The organism is Muricoccus nepalensis (genome assembly GCF_006438825.1).
Classification (GTDB): domain Bacteria; phylum Pseudomonadota; class Alphaproteobacteria; order Acetobacterales; family Acetobacteraceae; genus Roseomonas; species Roseomonas nepalensis.
In genome coordinates this window covers 63,811-76,731 of sequence record NZ_RCZP01000027.1, presented here as the reverse complement: position 1 = coordinate 76,731, position 12,921 = coordinate 63,811, and the positions used below count along the sequence as shown (strand labels likewise).

At 73.7% G+C, this 12,921-nt stretch carries 11 protein-coding genes; 4 read left to right on the top strand and 7 right to left on the bottom strand.

What is annotated here, in order from left to right:
- Positions 1 to 193 precede the first annotated feature (193 nt).
- Genes EAH89_RS21065 through EAH89_RS21055 form a run of 3 tightly spaced genes read right to left on the bottom strand, consistent with a single transcriptional unit; the run spans position 194 to position 3,365 of the window.
- The gene (locus tag EAH89_RS21065; RefSeq protein ID WP_140885683.1) at positions 194 to 748 is read right to left on the bottom strand and encodes a nucleotidyltransferase family protein; all 555 of its coding nucleotides are present in this window, start codon (positions 746 to 748) and stop codon (positions 194 to 196) included.
- An 8-nt stretch (positions 749 to 756) separates the two neighbouring features.
- Positions 757 to 2,538, bottom strand: coding sequence for a glycoside hydrolase family 15 protein (locus EAH89_RS21060; RefSeq protein WP_140885682.1), 1,782 nt, complete (start codon positions 2,536 to 2,538; stop codon positions 757 to 759).
- Entirely contained in the window at positions 2,538 to 3,365 is an 828-nt protein-coding gene (locus EAH89_RS21055) for a glucose 1-dehydrogenase (protein WP_140885681.1), read from the bottom strand. The genes EAH89_RS21060 and EAH89_RS21055 overlap by 1 nt, the downstream gene beginning before the upstream one ends.
- A 380-nt stretch (positions 3,366 to 3,745) precedes the next feature.
- Between EAH89_RS21055 and purH the strand changes: the two genes are divergently transcribed.
- Positions 3,746 to 5,320 (top strand): bifunctional phosphoribosylaminoimidazolecarboxamide formyltransferase/IMP cyclohydrolase, encoded by a 1,575-nt coding sequence (gene purH / locus EAH89_RS21050; RefSeq protein ID WP_140885680.1) that lies wholly within the window; start codon positions 3,746 to 3,748, stop codon positions 5,318 to 5,320.
- Between the two features lie 56 nt (positions 5,321 to 5,376).
- Here purH and rfaE1 read toward each other — a convergent pair whose 3' ends face one another.
- Positions 5,377 to 6,840 (bottom strand): D-glycero-beta-D-manno-heptose-7-phosphate kinase, encoded by a 1,464-nt coding sequence (gene rfaE1, locus EAH89_RS21045; protein ID WP_456306518.1) that lies wholly within the window; start codon positions 6,838 to 6,840, stop codon positions 5,377 to 5,379.
- Positions 6,841 to 6,970: 130 nt separating this feature from the next.
- Here rfaE1 and EAH89_RS21040 point away from each other — a divergent pair, with 130 nt between their 5' ends.
- The 3 genes from EAH89_RS21040 (at position 6,971) to EAH89_RS21030 (ending at position 9,672) form a co-directional block, all read left to right on the top strand.
- On the top strand, positions 6,971 to 7,798 hold the full coding sequence (locus EAH89_RS21040; protein ID WP_140885678.1) for an alpha/beta fold hydrolase: 828 nt from the start codon (positions 6,971 to 6,973) through the stop codon (positions 7,796 to 7,798).
- 156 nt (positions 7,799 to 7,954) lie between these two features.
- Positions 7,955 to 8,386 carry a DUF2231 domain-containing protein gene (locus tag EAH89_RS21035; RefSeq protein WP_140885677.1) on the top strand — a complete coding sequence of 144 codons (432 nt, stop codon included), beginning with the start codon at positions 7,955 to 7,957 and terminating at the stop codon, positions 8,384 to 8,386.
- On the top strand, positions 8,386 to 9,672 hold the full coding sequence (locus EAH89_RS21030) for a PQQ-dependent sugar dehydrogenase (protein ID WP_140885676.1): 1,287 nt from the start codon (positions 8,386 to 8,388) through the stop codon (positions 9,670 to 9,672). Before EAH89_RS21035 ends, EAH89_RS21030 begins: the two co-directional genes overlap by 1 nt.
- Positions 9,673 to 9,696: 24 nt before the next feature.
- On the opposite strand, the gene EAH89_RS21025 is transcribed toward EAH89_RS21030, so the two are convergent.
- From EAH89_RS21025 to EAH89_RS21015, 3 genes are all read right to left on the bottom strand, one after another.
- Complete coding sequence (locus EAH89_RS21025; protein ID WP_140885675.1) at positions 9,697 to 11,196, bottom strand: tripartite tricarboxylate transporter permease; 1,500 nt, start codon at positions 11,194 to 11,196, stop codon at positions 9,697 to 9,699.
- Positions 11,196 to 11,702 (bottom strand): tripartite tricarboxylate transporter TctB family protein, encoded by a 507-nt coding sequence (locus EAH89_RS21020; protein ID WP_140885674.1) that lies wholly within the window; start codon positions 11,700 to 11,702, stop codon positions 11,196 to 11,198. Before EAH89_RS21020 ends, EAH89_RS21025 begins: the two co-directional genes overlap by 1 nt.
- A 92-nt stretch (positions 11,703 to 11,794) precedes the next feature.
- Entirely contained in the window at positions 11,795 to 12,772 is a 978-nt protein-coding gene (locus EAH89_RS21015) for a Bug family tripartite tricarboxylate transporter substrate binding protein (protein WP_140885673.1), read from the bottom strand.
- Positions 12,773 to 12,921 lie beyond the last annotated feature (149 nt).

The window sequence follows — 12,921 nt, the reverse complement described above, 5'->3', positions numbered from 1 at the left end:
CCCCGCGATCGGTCGGTGCTGCATCGGCCGGTGGCAGCGCGCTTGGATGTTTTTCAGGCCACGCGGGCTGACTTGCCAGTCGCCTGAGGTCATGGACCTCAGGCGTGCCTCAAGACTCATCGCGGGGTTCGGGGTGGCCGTTGCCACCCCGGCGGTGACTCCGGGAGGCAGCGCCTCCCGGAGTCACCGGTGCTCAGGCCTCGCGCAGCAGCGGCCACAGCGCGGTCCACTGCTTGGATCGCTGCCTCTCCTCGTAGACGGCCCGCTTCGCCCCGAGGAAGGCCGGGGTTGGCCGCAGGACGAGGTTCAGCAGGTCGTCGACGCCGAAGGGGGCGGCGATGTCGCAGCCGTCCGGGCCGCTCCGGCGGGCGGCGACGGCGGTCGCGGTCTCGGGCCAGTGGCGCATGGCGTCCGGCACCGAGGCGTAGGGCGCGTCGCCGTTGCGGGCGTGCATCCGCGCCTGGTTCTTCACGGACCATCGGACCGAGGGCTCGGCGGCGCGCAAGGCCGCCTCGTGCCGCCGGTCCTCGGCGGGATCGGCGCGGAAGGGGTCGTGCCAGACGACGTCCACGTCGCCGGTGGGCGGCAAGGGGGCGCGGTGGTGCCGGTGGTCCCAGACGGCGTTGCGGACGAAGCCCGCCCCGATCCAGCCGTCCGGCGGTCCCAGGGCGCGCGCCACGTCCAAGAGGTGCCAGCGCCGGGGATCGGCGCGGAGGATGGCGCCGATCCTGGCCTCGGGGCTCGGCATGCGCGCGGCTAGATCTCCGCCGCGGACAGTGCCCGGTCGAGGTAGTAGGCCGCGCTGATCAGCGCGAGATGCGTGAAGGCCTGCGGGAAGTTGCCGAGGTGCTCGCCGGCCGGGCCCAGCTCCTCCGCGTAGAGGCCGAGGTGGTTGGCGTAGCCGAGCATCTTCTCGAAGAGGAAGCGCGCGCGCTTGAGGTCGCCCGCGCGCGCCAGGCACTCGACGTACCAGAAGGAGCACATGTTGAAGCTGCCCTCGATGCCGTCGAGCCCGTCCACCGATTCGTCCTCGTAGCGCCGCACGAGGCTGTCCTCCACCAGGCGCTCGCCGACCGCGCGCAGGGTGGAGATCCAGCGCGGGTCCGTCGGGCTGATGAAGCGCATCAGCGGCATCAGCAGGCAGGAGGCGTCGAGCGAGGCGCCGCCGCGGACCTGCACGAAGGCCCGCTGCTCGGCGTTCCAGAAGTTCGCGTGGATGTCCGCGTGGATCGTGTCGCGCGCCTCCGACCAGCGCAGCAGCGGCGCGGGGAGGGAGCGCTTGCGGGCCAGGCGGATCGCGCGGTCGAGCGCCACCCAGCACATGAGGCGGGAGTGCAGGAAGTGCTGCCGCCCGCCGCGCACCTCCCAGATCCCCTCGTCCGGCTGCTCCCAGTTCGTCGAAAGCCAGTCCATCGAGCGGATCACGCCCTGCCAGGCCTCGTGCGAGATCTGCTCGCCGTACTTGTCCGAGAGGTAGGCGGCGTCCATCAGCTCCCCGTAGATGTCGAGCTGGAGCTGACCCGCGGCGCCGTTGCCGATGCGGACGGGGCGCGAATCCGCGTAGCCGCGCAGGTGCGGCAGCTCCGTCTCGCCGAGCTGCCGGTGCCCGTCGAAGCCGTACATGAGGTCGATGTGCCCGTCATGCCCGGACTCCGCCCCGCGCGCGGCCAGCCAGCGCATGAAGGCGTTCGCCTCCGCGACATGGCCGAGGCGGAGGAAGGCGTAGACGGTGAAGGCGGCGTCGCGGATCCAGGTGTAGCGATAGTCCCAGTTTCGCACGCCGCCGATCGTCTCGGGCAGGCCGAAGGTGGGGGCGGCGATGATCGAGCCGTGCTCGCCCGAGGTCATCAGCTTCAGCACAAGGGCGGAGCGGTTCACCATGTCCCGCCAGCGCCCGCGATAGGTCGAGTGCGCGCTCCAGCCCCGCCAGTAGTCGGCGGTGGCCTTGAAGCCGTTCGCCACCTCCCGCGGGTCGGCGGGGCGGGCCTCGCCGAGCGCCGCCTCCTCCAGCACGAAGGCCGCGGCCTCGCCGGCCCGCAGGTCGAACTCGGCGACGCCGTCCGCGCCCTCCATCCGCAGGGGCACGGTCGCGCGCAGGCGAAGCGCCCGGCCGCCCGGCGCCTCGAAGACGAGGCTTCCCCCCTCCTCCCGCACGGCCGGCACGGCGCGGGCGTAGTCGAAGCGGGGCGCGCAGCGCATGCGGAAGCGCATGCCCTGGCGCACCGCCTTGGCGCGGCGCACGAGGCGCTGCGTGCGGCCCATCGCCATGAAGTCGGAGATCTCGGCGACGCCATGGTGCGAGAGGAAGCGGGTCAGCAGCACGTTGGTGTCCGGTAGGTAGAGCTGGCGGTGCCGCGCGCCGTCCAGAACGGGCGCCAGCTCGAAGCGCCCGCCGCGCTCGTCGTCGAGGAGGGAGGCGAAGACGCTCGGGCTGTCGAAATGCGGCCAGCAGAGGAAGTCCACCGTCCCGTCGAGCCCCACCAGGGCCGCGGTGCGAAGGTCCCCCACGATGCCGTGGTTCTCGATCGGCTCCCCCATCAGCCGTTGCCGACGAAGCCCGGGTAGAGCGCCATCCCCCCGTCCACGAAGAGGGTGACGCCCGTGACGTAGTCCGCCTCGTCCGAGGCCAGCCAGGCGGCCGCGCGCGCCACGTCCTCGGGCTCGCCGATGCGGCCGTAGGGGATGAGCTTCAGCAGCCTCTCGAGCGCCTCGGGCGTGCCCCAGGCCTCCTTGTTGATGGGGGTGCGGATGGCGCCGGGCGCGATCGCGTTCACCCGCACGCGCTCGGGCGCCATCTCCTGGGCGAGGGTCTGCATCATCATCCGCACGCCGCCCTTGGCCGCCGCGTAGTTCACGTGCCCAGCCCAGGGGATCAGCTCGTGCACCGAGCTCATGCAGACGATCGAGCCGCGCGCGCCCCTCTCCCGCGGGGGCTGCGCGCGGAAGGCGCGGATGGCCTCGCGGCAGCAGAGGAACTGGCCCGTCAGGTTGAGCGAGAGGACGGCGTTCCAGTCGGACAGACTCATCTGTCCCACCGGCGCGTCCTTCTGGATGCCGGAATTGGCGACGAGCACGTCGAGCCCCCCGAACTCGGCGACCGTGCGGTCGACCAGCCCGGCCACCTCCCCCTCGTCCGAGACGTCGGCGCCGAGGGCCACGGCCTGGCCGCCGGCCGCCCGGATCTCCGCCACGAGCTTCTCCGCCGGCGCCGCCTGGGAGTGGTAGTTCACCGCCACCGCCGCCCCGGCCGCCGCCAGGCCGCGGGCCACGGCGAGGCCGATCCCCGAGGAGGCGCCCGTCACCAGCGCGCGGCGGCTGGCCAGGAGCGGGCGGGCCGGGGGGGCCTCGGAAGGGGCTGCTGCCATGGGTTCCTCACCTTGCCGGGCCGGGATGGCCCTGGCCGGAACGTCCCATCCCCCCCGCGGTTGGATGCCGCGCCGCAACCAGATGTTCCCCCTCGCCTCCGAACCGACCCTCGAACACATGCCGAACGGGCCGGTCCGGAAAGGGTGCCGAATCAGGCGGCTCCCCCGAGTCGCGCGAACGAATCGCTGACGGGTGTTCCGGCGTGCCGAACCACCATCCCTGGTGGCTGGACACCGCGCGGGGCACAAGCGCGTTCCCGCGATGTACCGTTTCGCGACTCGGGCGATCCGGTCGCGGGGGCCGGTCCCCGACCCGCTCGCACCTGCCCCGCGCGCCGCCGCGCTGGCGTCGCGGCGCGGCCCGCGCTATCCGCCCGCCCATGGCCACCCTCCCCATCCGCCGCGCCCTCCTCTCGGTCTCCGACAAGACGGGGCTGGTCGAATTCGCGCGAAGCCTCGACGCCGGCGGGGCGGAGATCCTCTCCACCGGCGGCACCGCCAAGGCCCTCCGCGAGGCCGGCGTCGCCGTGGTCGAGCTGTCCGACCACACGGGCTTCCCCGAGATCCTGGACGGGCGGGTGAAGACCCTCGTCCCCGGCGTCCACGGCGGGCTGCTGTTCCGCCGCGACGTGCCCGAGCACGTGGCGCAGGTCGAGCAGCACGGCATCGCCCCGATCGACCTCGTCTGCGTGAACCTCTACCCCTTCGAGGCCACCGTCGCCCGCGGCGCCTCCTACGAGGACTGCGTCGAGAACATCGACATCGGCGGCCCCGCCATGATCCGCAGCGCCGCCAAGAACCACGCCCATGTCGCGGTGCTGACCGAGCCCGAGCAGCTCATCGAGGTCGCGCGCGAGATTGCCGAGACCGGCGGCACCTCGCTCCACACCCGCAAGCGCCTGGCCGCCGCGGCCTACGCCCGCACCGCCGCCTACGACGCCGCCATCGCGCGCTGGTTCGCGGAGGTGGTGGAGGAGGAGTTCCCGCCGCGCCTCTCGGTGCCGGGGATGCTCAAGCAGACGCTGCGCTACGGCGAGAACCCGCACCAGTCCGCCGCCTTCTACCTCGACGGCACGCACCGCCCGGGCATCGCGACGGCGGACCAGGTGCAGGGCAAGGAGCTGTCCTACAACAACCTCAACGACACCGACGCCGCCTTCGAGGCGGTGGCCGAGTTCGACGAGCCCGCGATCGTCATCGTCAAGCACGCCAACCCCTGCGGCGTGGCGGTGGCGGCGGACCTGAACGCGGCCTGGGACGCGGCGCTGCGCTGCGACCCCGTCTCGGCCTTCGGCGGCATCATCGCGGCCAACCGCACCCTCGACGCCGAGGCGGCGCGGCGCATCACCTCGATCTTCACCGAGGTGGTGATCGCCCCCGACGCCGACGACGAGGCGCGCGCGATCTTCGCGACGAAGAAGAACCTTCGCCTGCTGCTCACGCGCGGCCTGCCCGACCCGGCGGCGCCCGGCATGACCTTCCGCAGCGTCGGCGGCGGCTTCCTCGCGCAGTCCCGCGACGCCGGGCGGGTCGCCATGGCGGACCTCCGCGTGGTGACGAAGCGCCAGCCGACCGCGCAGGAGATGAACGACCTCGTCTTCGCCTTCCGAGTCTGCAAGCACGTGAAGTCGAACGCCATCGTCTATGCCAAGGGCGGCGCCACCGTCGGCATCGGCGCGGGGCAGATGAGCCGCGTCGATTCCGCCCGCATCGCCGCCTGGAAGAGCGCGGAGGCCGCCAAGGCCGCGGGGCTCGACGCGCCGCTCGCCCAGGGCTCGGTCGTCGCGTCGGACGCCTTCTTCCCCTTCGCGGACGGCCTCCAGGCCGCGGCGGCGGCGGGCGCCACGGCGGTCATCCAGCCCGGCGGCTCGATGCGCGACAACGAGGTGATTGCGGCGGCGGATGAGGCGGGGCTCGCGATGGTGATGACCGGGATGCGGCACTTCCGGCACTGAACGGGCGGCACTGACCGGGCGACACTGGCCGGGCGGGCGCCGCCCGCCGCGCGGCGCTACCCCGCCATCACCCGGCTGCGCGCGATGATGCTCGTCGTGGACCGCCCCGGCACGAGGTCGATCAGCGCGACCCGCCCGCCCCGCGCGCGCACGACCTCGGCGCCCACCACCGTCTCCTCGGTGTAGTCCGCGCCCTTGAACAGCACGTCCGGGCCGAGGCGCGTGATGAGGTCGAGCGGCGTGTCCTCGGCGAAGGCGAGCACGAGGTCCACCGACTGCAGGGCCGCGATCACCGCTTGGCGGTCCTCCAGCGCGTTCACCGGGCGCGCCGGGCCCTTCAGCCGCGCCACGCTCTCGTCCGTGTTCAGCGCCACCACCAGCCGGTCGCACTTCGCGCGCGCGGCCTGGAGCATGGTGACGTGCCCGCGGTGGAGGATGTCGAAGCAGCCGTTGGTGAAGCCGACCTCCAGGCCCCGCCGCCGCCATCCCTCCACGACCGACAGCGCCTGGCCGGGGGAGGAGGCGACCTTGCCCGCGATCACCGCGTCCTCGCCCGCGTCGGCCTCGACGGCCGCGGCCAGTTCCGCGATGTCGAGCGTCGCCGTGCCGAGCTTGCCGACGACGACGCCGGCCGCCGCGTTCGCGATGCGCATCGCCCGCGGCAGCGCGTGGCCGGCGGCCACCGCCAGCGCCACCACCGCGATCACCGTGTCCCCGGCGCCGGAGACGTCGAAGACCTCCCGCGCGTGGGCCGGCACGGCGTGGACGCCGCCATCGGCCTCCACCAGCAGCATCCCCTTCTCCGAGCGCGTGACGAGGATGGCGCCCGCCTCCGCCCCGGCCATCAGCGCGCGCGCGGCGGCGGCGAGCTCGGCGTCGGTCTCGGCGGGCAGGGCGGGGCGCTGCGCGCCGGCCGCCGCGCGCAGCTCCCGCAGGTTCGGGGTGAGGACCGTGGCGCCGCGGTAGAAGGCGAAGTCCTCGCGCTTGGGGTCCACCAGCACGGGCAGGCCGAGGCGCCGGGCCTCCGCGATCGCGTGGCCCACCACCTCCGCGGAGAGCAGCCCCTTGGCGTAGTCCGAGATCACCAGCGCGTGGCAGCCGGGCAGCCGGGCCGAGACGCGCGCTTGCGCCGCCGCGGCGTCGGCCTCGGACACCGCCTCCGTCACCTCCTCGTCGAGGCGGACGACGTGCTGGTGCCCGGCGATGATCCGCGTCTTGGCGACCGTCGGGCGCGTGGCGGAGCGGAGGTTGGCGTCGTCGAGGCCGGGGCTGGCCGCGATCAGGGCCGCGACCTCCCGCCCCGCTGCGTCGTCGCCCACCAGGCCGACCAGCACGGCCTCGCCGCCCAGGGAGACGATGTTGCGGGCGACGTTGCCGGCGCCGCCGAGCATGGCCTGGCGGTCCGTCATCCGCACCACGGGCACCGGCGCCTCCGGCGAGATGCGGTCGATCCGGCCGTACTGGAAGCGGTCCAGCATGACGTCGCCGAGGCAGAGGATTCGCTTCCCGCGAAAGTCGATCATCGCTCCCCCTCGTTCAGGTCCGGCCGAGACGGTCTAGCCGAGATCGGGCGCGCGCGGCAGGAGGTTCCACGCGGCCGATTCCCCGGCACCGGTTCCCTTGGGCCGCCTTTCCGACGAAAAGCCGGGCATGGACACCGCCCCGACCGGAGGCCGCCTGGCCGCCCTCGCCGCCGCCGCCACCCGCGCGGAGACCGCCTTCGCGGGTGGGCGGATGGTCTGGCACGAATGGGGCGCGGGGCCGCCGCTGGTGCTGCTGCACGGGGGGGCGGGGTCCTGGCGGCACTGGGCGCGGAACGTCGAGGCGCTCTCGCGGCAGCACCGCGTCCTCGCGCCCGACCTGCCGGGGCTCGGGGAATCCGACCTCCCGCCGCCGGAGGCCGACCTCTGGGGCATCGCGGCCATCGTCGCGGCCGGGATCGCCGCCCGGCTCGGCGGCGCGCCCCACGCGCTGGCGGGCTTCTCCTTCGGCGCCATCATCGCCGGCCATGTCGCGGCGCGCGCGGGGGCGGAGCTGACCTCCCTCACCCTGCTCGGCGCCGGGGGCCTCGGCCTGCCGCGCCAGCCCACGCCGCTGGTCTCCGTCCGCGACCGGGCGAGCGAGGACCGCACCGCCGCGCACCGCGAGAACCTGGCGCGGCTGATGATCGCCGACCCCGCGCGCATCGACGCGGAGGCGCTGGCCATCCAGGCCTGGAACAGCGACCACGCGCGCTTCCGCAGCCGCCGCGTCGTCAGCGCCACCAGCCTGCGCGACGCGCTGGAGGCGGTGCGCACCCCCCTCTCGGTCATCTACGGGGAGCGCGACGCGATCACCCTGCCGGACCTCGCCTCCCGCATCGCCTTCTTCCGCGCGCGGGGGACGGAGGCGCTGGTGGTGCCCGGCGCCGGGCACTGGGTGGCCTTCGAGGCGCCGGCGGCCGTGAACGCGGCGCTGCTCGCGGGTCGCGCGGGGTAAGGCGGGCGGCGGGCGACGCGCCCCGCTGCCCACCGATTGCGGCCGGCGCCGAAACCCAGGGTTTGCCGTCCCGTTCCGTCTGAAGCAATCCCGGCGGGCGCGGGCCAGGTTACCGCGCGCATGGCCCGGCCGGATCGAGACACGAGAGGATCCGCCTTGGCCACCATCGCCGCCACGAGGTTCGAGAGACCTCTTCATCCCCTGAACGCCATCCTGCTCGCCTTCCCCCTGCCTCTGTTCCTCGGCGCCCTGCTCAGCGACCTCGCCTACCAGGCGAGCTTCCAGGTGCAGTGGGCGAACTTCTCCTCCTGGCTCCTGGCCGGCGGGCTGTTCGTGGGGGGCTTCGCCCTGCTCTGGGCGCTGATCGGCCTCGTCCGGAGCCCCGCGGGGCGGCGGGGGCGCGCCGCCGCCTACTTCGTCGTGCTTCTCGCCATGTGGTTGCTCGGCTTCGCCAACGCGCTCGTCCACTCGAAGGACGCCTTCGCGATCATGCCGGAGGCGCTCTACCTGTCCGCGGTCGTGGCGGTCCTCGCGCTTGTCGGGGCCTGGATGGGCTATTCCGGTACTCACTCGAGGGAGACGGCGTGATGCGCGCAATCCTGCTGGCCGGCGCTGCGGCGCTCGCCCTTTCCGCCTGCGACGACGCCCCGGCCGCCGAGCAGCACGGCGCCAACCCCAACCTGCCGGCGCCGCATCGCGGCCTGCTGCCGGACATGACGATCCCCCGCCCGGCGTCCTGGGGCAACGACCGCCCGACGGTGCCGCCGGGCTACACGATCCAGGCCATCGCGACCGACCTGCGGATCCCGCGCCAGACGCTCGTCCTGCCCAACGGCGACATCCTGGTGACGGAGGGCACGGGCGGCCAGGGCGCGCCCCGGCTCAACCCCAAGGCCTTCATCGCCGGCATCATCAAGAGCTGGGGCAAGACCTCGGTTCCCGGCGGCAACCGCCTGACGCTGCTGCGCGACGCCGACGGCGACGGCACCTACGAGAGCCGGACCGTCTTCGCGAGCAACCTGAACGGGCCCTACGGCCTCGCGCTGGTCGACAACAACCTCTACGTCGCCAACCAGGACGCCCTGGTGCGCTTCGACTACCGCGCGGGCCAGACCGAGGCGAGCGGCCCGCCGACGCTGGTGACGAACCTGCCCGCGGCGGTGAACCACCACTGGACGAAGTCCCTCGCCGCCAGCCCCGACGGGCGGTTCCTCTATGTCGGCATCGGGTCGAACAGCAACATCACCGAGCGCGGGATGGACGTCGAGATCGACCGCGCCATGGTGTGGGAGGTCGACCGGCAGACGGGCGCGCACCGGCCCTACGCGACCGGGCTCCGCAACCCCACGGCGCTCGCGATCCAGCCGGGGAGCGGGCAGCTCTGGGCGGTGGCGAACGAGCGCGACGAGATCGGCCCCGACCTCGTCCCGGATTACCTGACCTCGGTGCGCGAGGGCGGCTTCTACGGCTGGCCCTACAGCTACTGGGGGCAGAACGTGGACACCCGCGTGCGCCCGCAGAACCCGGAGCGCGTGGCCGCGGCGATCGCGCCCGACTACGCCCTCGGCGCGCATGTCGCGGCGCTCGGCGTCGCCTTCTCGGCCCCCGCCATGGGCGCGACCTTCGCGGACGGCGTCTTCGTCGGCCAGCACGGCAGCTGGAACCGCGACAACCCCGTCGGCTACAAGGTCGTCTTCGTGCCGTTCCGCGACGGCCGGCCCAGCGGCGACCCGGTCGACGTCGTGTCCGGCTTCCTGAACGGCGAGGGCAACACGCGGGGCCGCCCCGTCGGCGTGTCGGTGGACCCGCGCGGCGCGCTGATCGTGGCCGACGACCTGTCGAACACCGTCTGGCGGGTCACGCCGAGCCGGTGAGGCCGCTTGCGGGGGGCGGCCGCGTCAGGCCGCCTCCCGCCGCCGGAACGCCCCCCAGAGACGCGGCCCCACCAGCGCCAGCAGCGCCAGCGCGAGGATCGCGGTCGAGATCGGGCGCGTGAGGAAGGTCGTCCAGTCGCCCTGGCTGATCGTCAGCGCCTGGCGCAGCGCCTGCTCCGCCATGGGGCCGAGGATCATGCCGATCACCACCGGCGCGGTCGGGAAGTCGAAGCGGCGCATGAACATCGCCACGATCCCGATGCCGTAGAGCAGCACGAGGTCGGTGACGGAGTTGCTGATCCCGTAGGTGCCGATGGTCGCGAAGACGAGGATGCCCGCGTAGAGCTGCGGCGTCGGGATCTTGAGGATGCGCGCCCAGAGCCCGACCAGCGGCAGGTTCAGCACCACGAGCATGACGTTCGCGATGTAGAGCGACGCGATCAGCGTCCACACCAGCACCGGCTGCTGCGTGAACAGCATCGGCCCCGGCGGGATGCCGTAGGACTGGAAGGCCGAGAGCATGATGGCGGCGGTGGCCGAGGTGGGCAGGCCCAGTGTCAGCATCGGCACGAGGATGCCCGCCGCCGCCGCGTTGTTCGCCGCCTCCGGCCCGGCCACGCCCTCGATCGCGCCCGTCGTGCCGAACTCGTGCCGGTGCTCGGGGCGCACCATCTTCCGCTCGGCGTAGTAGCTCAGCATCGTCGGCATCTCGGTGCCGCCCGCCGGCAGCACGCCGAAGGGGAAGCCGAGGAGGGAGCCGCGGAGCCAGGGCCCGAGGCTGCGCCGCCAGTCGCTCGCCGTCATCCAGAGGCGGCCGACCTCGCGCACCTCCTGGTTGCCTTCCAGGTGCCGCCAGGCGAGGTGCATCGTCTCCCCCACGGCAAACAGCGCGACGGCGACGAGCACGACGTTCACCCCGTCCAGCAGCTCCGGCACGCCGAAGGTCAGGCGCGGCTGGCCCGTCTGCAGGTCGATGCCCACCAGCCCGAGCATCAGCCCGAAGGCCAGCGACGTCAGCCCACGCAGCGCCGAGCCGCCCAGCACCGCCGAGACGGTGACGAAGCAGAGCAGCATGAGGGAGAAGTACTCCGCCGGCCCGAGCTTCAGCGCCAGCTCCACCACCACCGGCCCGATGAAGGAGATGCCGAGCGTGCCGACGGTGCCCGCCACGAAGGAGCCGACCGCGGCGGTCACCAGCGCCGGCCCCGCGCGGCCGTTGCGGGCCATCTTCGCGCCCTCCAGCGCGGTGATGATGGAGCCCGATTCGCCGGGCGTGTTCAGCAGGATCGAGGTGGTCGATCCCCCGTACATCGCGCCGTAGAAGACGCCGCAGAAGAGGATGAAGGCGCCGGTCGCCTCCACCTTGAAGGTGACGGGCAGCAGCAGCGCGATGGTCAGCGCGGGCCCGATGCCCGGCAGCACGCCGATCGCGGTGCCGAGGAAGCAGCCGAGCAGCGCCCAGCCGAGGTTGATCGGCGTCAGCGCGTTGGCGAAGCCCATGGCGAGGCCGGCGAAGGCGTCCATCAGAGGATCCCCTCCAGCACGCCCGCGCCGATGTTCACGCCGAGCAGCTTCGAGAAGGCGATATAGGCGCCGAGCGTGACCGCGACCCCGATCGCGAGGTCACGTCCCGGCCGCTTCGAGCCGAAGGCCGCGCAGACGAGCACGTACTGGATCGTCGCCGCGATGACGAAGCCGAGCCAGTCGATGAGGGCGAGCTGCACGAGCAGCCCCGCGCCGAGCAGCCCCAGCGCCCGCCAGTTCGTCGGCGGCGCCGCCATGGCCTCCTCCAGCCCCCCGCTCCACCCGCCGCGGGCGGCCGAGGCCGAGAGGCCGATCCCGAGCGCGACGAGGATGACGCCGACGAGGGTGGGGACCGCCTTCGCCCCCACCTGGGCGTAGAGCGGCGAATCCGGGATCGCCCAGGCCGCGTAGAGCACGAGCAGGCCGAGGGCGACGACGACGAGGCCGACGGCCAGGTCGGCGCGCGGCGTGCCCGCCTGGAGGCGCGCGGGGCTTGGCTGGTTCATTGGACGTCCCGTTCCCTGGCCCGCCGGCGCCGGCCCTTCTGCGTGAATGGCACGGCCCCGGGGGGACCGGAAGCCCGGCCCCCGGCCCGGGCTCAGGCCAAGCCGATGTCCTTCAGCACGGCCAGCGTCGCGTCGCTGTCGCGCCGGAGGAACTCCTCGAAGGCCGTGCCTTCCATGAAGGCGTCCTCCCAGCCACGGGTCTCGAGCAGCTCCTTCCAGGCGGGAAGCGCGTGCAGCTCGGCGGCGAAACGGGCGTGGTTCGCGCGCGCCTCCGCGCTGACGCCGGGCGGCGCGAAGAGGCCGCGCCAGTTGCCGACGACGATGTCGATCCCGCTCTCCTTCAGCGTCGGCACGGCGGGGTCGATCCGCTTCTCGCCGCTCGTCGCCAGGGCCCGCATCCGGCCGGACTTGATCTGCTCGGCGAACTCCGAATAGCCGGAGATGCCCGCCTTCACCTGCCCGCCGAGGATCGCCGCCTGGGCCGGGCCGCCCCCGGCGAAGGCGACGTAGGAGGCCTCCCGCGCGTTGCGGCCGACCGACTTGATGAGCAGCCCGAGCAGGATGTGGTCGATCCCCCCCGCCGAGCCGCCGCCGACCGCGACCGCGCCCGGCCCCGCCTTCAGCGCGTCCATGAAGCCCTTGAGGTCCTGGATCGGGGAGTTGGCGGGCACCACGATCGCGGAGGACTCGTCGGTCAGCCGCGCGACCGGCAGCACGTCCTTGATGGTCACCGGGCTCTTGTTGGTCAGCGTCGCGCCGACCATCACGGCGCCGGCCACCATCAGCGCCTCGGGCCGGCCGCGGCGCTGGGCCACGAAGCGCGGCAGGCCGACCGCGCCGCCCGCCCCGCCCACGTTCTCGAACTGGATGGAGCCCACGAGCCCCGCGGGCCGCGCCACCTGCTCGATCGCGCGCCCGAGTCCGTCCCACCCGCCGCCGGGCGCGGCCGGGATGAACATGCTGAGGGCGGCGTAGCGCTGCGTGCCCTGGGCCCGCGCGGACGCGCCGAGGAAGGGCAGGGCCGCGGCCCCGGCCAGCATGTGGCGGCGGCGGATCAGGTGGCGGCTCATCGTTCGTCCCTCCCAGGGCGGTTCGTTCCATCCTAGGCCCGCCCCGTCGGGAGATGAATCCGCGCGCCCCATCAAAGCTGCGCCATGATCCCGCCGGCGCGGCGCGCCGCTCCCGCTGTCAGTCGGGGGGCCGGGTGTGGCTTTCGCGC